At 69.3% G+C, this 5,140-nt stretch carries 7 protein-coding genes; 4 read left to right on the top strand and 3 right to left on the bottom strand.

What is annotated here, in order from left to right:
• Positions 1-131: 131 nt before the first annotated feature.
• The 3 genes from BN13_RS15075 to BN13_RS15085 form a co-directional block, all read right to left on the bottom strand.
• On the bottom strand, positions 132-566 hold the full coding sequence (locus BN13_RS15075) for a cupin domain-containing protein (RefSeq protein WP_048548043.1): 435 nt from the start codon (positions 564-566) through the stop codon (positions 132-134).
• Positions 567-843: 277 nt separating this feature from the next.
• The gene (locus BN13_RS15080; protein WP_084733800.1) at positions 844-1,290 is read right to left on the bottom strand and encodes a DUF2255 family protein; all 447 of its coding nucleotides are present in this window, start codon (positions 1,288-1,290) and stop codon (positions 844-846) included.
• A 40-nt stretch (positions 1,291-1,330) separates the two neighbouring features.
• Entirely contained in the window at positions 1,331-2,041 is a 711-nt protein-coding gene (locus tag BN13_RS15085; protein ID WP_235434077.1) for an MFS transporter, read from the bottom strand.
• Positions 2,042-2,072: 31 nt separating this feature from the next.
• Here BN13_RS15085 and BN13_RS15090 point away from each other — a divergent pair, with 31 nt between their 5' ends.
• The 4 genes from BN13_RS15090 to BN13_RS15105 form a co-directional block, all read left to right on the top strand.
• On the top strand, positions 2,073-2,555 hold the full coding sequence (locus BN13_RS15090; protein ID WP_157038627.1) for a hypothetical protein: 483 nt from the start codon (positions 2,073-2,075) through the stop codon (positions 2,553-2,555).
• 21 nt (positions 2,556-2,576) lie between these two features.
• Complete coding sequence (ku, locus tag BN13_RS15095; protein ID WP_048548045.1) at positions 2,577-3,422, top strand: non-homologous end joining protein Ku; 846 nt, start codon at positions 2,577-2,579, stop codon at positions 3,420-3,422.
• On the top strand, positions 3,422-4,330 hold the full coding sequence (locus BN13_RS15100; RefSeq protein WP_048548046.1) for an Fpg/Nei family DNA glycosylase: 909 nt from the start codon (positions 3,422-3,424) through the stop codon (positions 4,328-4,330). The genes ku and BN13_RS15100 overlap by 1 nt, the downstream gene beginning before the upstream one ends.
• Before the next feature lie 54 nt (positions 4,331-4,384).
• Positions 4,385-5,140 (top strand): LLM class flavin-dependent oxidoreductase (locus BN13_RS15105; protein WP_053079818.1); only part of this gene is annotated, 756 nt, incomplete at its 3' end.

Here is a 5,140-nt window from a genome sequence, read left to right on the forward strand (position 1 = left end):
GCCCGCTAGGCCGGCTCGAGGTTCGCCGCACTCGGCATACTCGGGCGGTCGGTCGGGTCCACTTCACCCGGTGTGTCGGCCGAACTCGGGCGTGCAGTCGCTTGTATCCGCGGTGGATCCCGGGCGAACGATCACCCGCGCTCGGGGTCGGCGGGGAGCTTGTCGTACTCCTCGTCGGTGACGGGCTCGAGCCACTCGTTGCGCAGGTCGGGGGCGGGGGTGAAGAAGGCGAGGTGGCTGAACCAGGAGTTCGCCTTCGCTCCGTGCCAGTGTTTGGTGCCGGCCGGGACGCGAACGACGGTGCCCGGCTGCAGGCTCACCGGCGCCTCGCCCTCGGCCTGATACCAGCCGCTGCCGGCCGTGCACAGCAGGATCTGATCGCCGCCGCCGGTGCCGTGGTGGATGTGCCAGTGATTGCGGCACCGTGGCTCGAAGGACACATTGATGACGGGCACCGTGCCCGCAACCAGCGGGGCCAGATAGCTCTGCCCGGTGAAGTACTGGGCGTAGGCGTCATTGGGCTCCCCGAGAGGGAAGACCTGCGCGAAAGCCGGGTCACATGTCACAGTTCCTTCTCATCTCTGTCCTGGTCATTCGGATTCCGACGTTAGCCGGGTGCGGGTAGCCGTGGGAGTCCCTGGCACTACCCCCGTGTGGAGTGGCATTCGTCGAGACGAAGGTCTGGATCTGCGACTCCGGCGGCCCGCCACCTGGCACGCCGTCGACGGGGCTTGGGCTCGATCTAGCGGCGTACGCGGCGAGCGACCCCCGGCGATCACCCGCGCCGCCTGGCTCCGGCCATCCCGAGGTATGACGGAGGCGACCGCGCGGGAGGACCTGGTCTTAGTCGACAAGGCCACCGCGCACCAACCGCAGCGTGGCCGGCCAGGCATGGGGGCCCGTGATCGCCCCGACCGGACCGGGGCCGTAGCGGTCGTACTTCGCGTGCGAGGCGGTATCGATGGCCTCATGGACCGATGCGTCCGGGACCTCGAAGCGGACATCCCGCTCCACGCCGCCGGCGCTGATCCGCCCCCGGCCGGAGGCGAGGGCGCGCCGGTACCACGGGTTGTCGACGCCGTGGGCGGAGCGGACATAGATCGCGTCGTCGACGCGGGTCACCCAGATGATGACGAAGGGCCGCAGCGAGCCGTCGGCTCGGCGAGAGGCGATCCGCAACTCCCCCGCGCTCCCGAGGCGATCAAGGTCGGTGGAACTCCAGCCGGCACCGGCGGCCGCGCCGTCGCGCTGGGGTGGAGTCGGGGTGCCGGGCGAGGTGGTCGGTGTCATCGGGGGTCCTTCGGTCCACGGATCGGGACGGGAGTCGCGGTCATGATTCGGCGTAGGCATCGGCAGCGGTGGGCCGCGCACTCACCGATCGGGCTGCTTGCCGGGCCGCCGCAGACGCCGGCACGACGAGGGCGAGCACTGCCACCAGGCTCGCGACGAGGAAGAGGCTCGCGACGCCAAGGGCGCGGCCGACCTCCGCAGCGACGCATGCCGCGCTCGCCACGCCCCCGGCGGGCACGGCCACGGTGACGAGGACAGCCAGGCCAAGGCACATCCCGACCTCATGGCAGGTGTTCACCAGGCCCGAGGCGGCGCCGGCATCTGCGGCGGTGGCCCGGGCGATACCGGCCGAGGTCAGCGGGGCGAAGGCCAGGCCCTGACCGATGCCGATCAGCGCCATCGGCACGGCGACATCGGTGAGGTAGTCGCCGGCGGCCGACACCCGGCTCAGCCAGAGCATCCCGGCGAGGGTCACGGCGACACCGGCGACGAGGACCGGTGCATCGCCGAAGCGTCGGACCAGCCGCGGAATCATCACTGCAACAGCGAAATTCACGACCGTCATCGGCATGAACCCCAGGCCAGCCTGCAACGGGTTCCAGCCGAAGACGTCCTGGAGGAGTTGAGTGACGAAGTAGAAGAAGCCGATCATCGCGGCCAGATAGCAGAAGCGGGCCAGGTAGCCGGTCCGTCCGGTGGTGTTGGGGCGTGCTGGTGTGCCGGCGAGTGGTGTTGCGGGCGTCGTTCTCAATGTGGTGACCAGGGCGGCCTTTGCGGGGTCGGTGACGGTGTGGAAGAGCGGCTTGTCCCCGGCGGGCGCGGCGCAGGTCCATTTCGGATCGGTCCCGACGTCTGGTCAGGTCACCGTCCCGGTCGGGACGGGTGGCCGGGTGGCGATCTCGACGTCGAAGGCGGCGGCGGTGCGGGTTGATGTTGTGGGGTACGTGGACAGGTCCGGGAAGGTCGTTGTGCCGGACAAGCCCCTCCCGCTCTTGAGCACCAAGGGATCAGGTGTTTCACAGGGTTCGCTGGGCACGCTTCCGGTGGAAGCCGACAGCGTTCTCCTCGGCCTGGCGGGGAGCGCCAGCGGGCCGCAAGGAGGGTCGGTCTCAGTGAACGGGGTCACCCTCACCCTGGACGCGGGCCGCCGTTCCAGCGCAGGGGGCTGGGTTGGGACGCAGCAACCGCTGCGTTGGACCGCGCAGGCGATCCCCTCCGTGAGCTGGCGACTGGCGGTGACCGCGCAGGCATACTCGACGCCGTGAACCTCTGACAGACTCGCCCTTATGCGAGCGATCTGGAAGGGCGCGGTCTCCTTCGGGCTGGTCAACGTCCCCGTGCGGCTGTATGCCGCGACCGAGAATCACGACGTGCAGTTCCGGCAGGTGCACCGCACCGACGGCGGCCGGATCAAGTATCAGCGGGTGTGCTCGATCGACGGCGAACTCGTCTCCTTTGACGACATCGCCAAGGGCTACGAGACCGAGGACGGCGACATGGTCATTCTCACCGACGAGGACTTTGCCGGCCTGCCGACCAAGAGCAGCAAGGAGATCGCGGTCGAGAAGTTCGTCCCGGCCGACCAGATTGATCCGATGCTGCTGGACAAGTGCTACTACCTGGAGCCTGACAAGGCCGCGGCGAAGCCCTATGTGCTGCTGCGGGATGCGCTGGAGAGCGAGAACCGGATGGCGCTGGTCACCGTCTCGATCCGCACCCGGATGACGATGGCCGTGCTGCGCGTGCGCGACGGCGTCATCGTCATGCAGACGATGCTGTGGCCGGACGAAATCCGTAGTCCCGACTTCGCGGCACTCGGCGACGACCTGGAGGCCACGGAGAAGGAACTCGCGATGGCGCACCTGCTCGTGGAGCAGCTGGCCGGCGATTACGAGCCGGACGACTACGAAGACGACTACGCCAAAGCCCTCGACGCGCTGGTCAAGGCGAAGGTCGAGGGCGGCGAGATCAAGGACGTCCCCAAGCCGGCCGAGGAGTCCGGCGAGGTGGTCGACCTGCTCGCCGCGCTGGCGAAGTCCGTCGAGAAGGCCAAGGCGGCCCGCGGCGAGGCGCCCGCAGTCGAGGAGAAGCCGGCCAAGAAGGTGGCGGCGAAGAAGAAGGCCGCGAGTTAGTGCCTGAGGGGCACACCCTGCATCGGCTCGCGGGGGCGTTGCACCACGCCTTCGCCGGTCGCCAGGCGTTGGTCACCAGCCCGCAGGGGCGTTTCGTCGAGGGCGCAGCGCTGCTCAACGGACGGGTCGTCGAGGGCGCGGACGCCTTCGGCAAGCACCTGTTCGTCCACTTCGCTGGCGAGCAGGTGCTCAACGTTCATCTCGGCCTGATCGGCTCCTTCGATGTGCTCCCGCACATCGGTGCCCTGCCCGCCCCCGTCGGCGCGGTCCGGGTTCGGATGGTCAATGAGCAGATGTATGCGGACCTGCGCGGCGCGACGCTGGTTCAGGTGATCTCGCCCGAGCAGGTCGAGGCGACGATCGCCCGCCTCGGTCCCGACCCGCTGCGGGTCGGCACCCCGGGCAACGATCCAGAGCGCTCACTGGCCCGGCTGGCGCGCACCTCTCGCACCGTCGCCGAATGCCTGATGGACCAGTCGATCATCGCTGGCGTCGGTAATGTCTACCGCGCCGAGGTGCTTTTCCGGCACCGCATCGACCCCTTCGTGCCCGGTAACAAGGTGAAGAAGAAGTCGTGGCTGGCGATGTGGGACGACCTGGTCGCCCTGCTGCCCTATGGCGTGGCGTTCGGCCAGATCCTCACCCTCGACTCCCAACTGGAGGTCGCCCGCGATGCTCTCGGCGGGCGCGACCCGGCGGCATACGACCCCAGCTGGGGCGGGATCATGCCGGGCGAGCGCGGCGGCTTCGTGCGCGGCGATGCGGCGCGCGGCGTGCGCTTCGAGCGGGACTATTACGTCTACAAGCGCGACGGGCAGCCGTGTCTGGTGTGCGGCAGCCGGATTCGCACGCAGTTGCTCGCGGGCCGCAACCTCTTCTGGTGCGGGCGCTGCCAGCGGCGCCACTGACCGCCAGCAAGCGCGATCAAGCGGGCTGTCGGAGCGCCCGGCTACGGTCGGGACATGCGTTACGCCTTTGTCGTCCCGTTTGCGGAGGAGACCGACTTCGTCGACCTCGCCGTGCTTGGGGAGCAGTCCGGCTGGGACTTGGTCTTCACCTGGGAGGCGGTCTATCGCTGCGACGCGTGGGCGACGCTGGCGGCGGCAGCGATGCGCACCGAGCGCATCCGCCTCGGCACCCTGATCACCCCGGCCTCGCGCTACAAGCCATGGGATCTGGCCCAGCGCGTCGCGAGCGTCGACCGGCTCTCCGGGGGTCGAGTCACGCTCGGCGTGGGCCTGGGCGCGCTCAACCAGAACTGGCTCGCCTTCGAGCCGGACGAGGGTCGCAAGGCGCGGGCGGAGAAGCTCGACGAATGCCTGGCCATCTATGCGGGTCTCCTTGCGGGACAGCCCTTTTCGTATGCCGGCAAGCACTGGTCGGTCGAGCCCGTCACCGAGCTCGTGCCGCCGCCACCGATCCAGCGCCCGCATCCGCCCGTATGGTGCGTGGGCGCCCTCGTGCCCGGGCGTTCGACGCAACGCTCCCTCGCCCGCGCCTCTCGGTGGCAGGGCGTCTTTCCGGCCGTCGCCGGCGGCGAGGGCAATAGCGGCCTTACGCCGGCAGCGTTGGGGATGATCGTCGATCGCCTACGGGATATGCGCTATCTGACCAACCGTCCGTGGGAGGGCTATGACGTTGTCGTAGAAGGCGATTCGTATGGCGAGTTCGGCACCGTCCACGGCTCACCGCGGCTGTGGGAGTCCCTCGGCGCGGCG

Source organism: Nostocoides jenkinsii Ben 74, from assembly GCF_001046875.1.
GTDB lineage: Bacteria > Actinomycetota > Actinomycetes > Actinomycetales > Dermatophilaceae > Nostocoides_A > Nostocoides_A jenkinsii.